Below are 337 nucleotides of genomic sequence, written 5' to 3' on the forward strand. Positions count from 1 at the left end.
CAACACCCGCCTGCAGGTCGAACACCCCGTCACCGAGGAAGTCGCCGGCATCGACCTGGTGCGCGAGATGTTCCGCATCGCCGACGGCGAACCCCTCGGTTACGGCGACCCGGTACTGCGCGGTCACTCCTTCGAGTTCCGCATCAACGGCGAGGACCCGGGCCGTAACTTCCTGCCCGCCCCCGGCACCGTCACCGCCTTCGACGCCCCCACCGGCCCCGGTGTGCGGCTGGACGCGGGCGTGGAGGCCGGCAGTGTCATCGGCCCGGCCTGGGACTCCCTGCTCGCCAAGCTGATCGTCACCGGCCGCACCCGCAAGGAAGCCCTCCAGCGCGCC

At 71.8% G+C, this 337-nt stretch carries 1 protein-coding gene; it reads left to right on the top strand.

Features of this window, described 5'->3' with window-relative positions; all coding sequences use genetic code 11:
* Positions 1-337 (top strand): ATP-binding protein (locus tag IH25_RS0136970; protein WP_030621538.1); only part of this gene is annotated, 337 nt, incomplete at both ends.

Origin of the sequence: Streptomyces achromogenes subsp. achromogenes (genome assembly GCF_000720835.1) — a bacterium.
GTDB classification, from domain to species: Bacteria; Actinomycetota; Actinomycetes; order Streptomycetales; family Streptomycetaceae; genus Streptomyces; species Streptomyces achromogenes.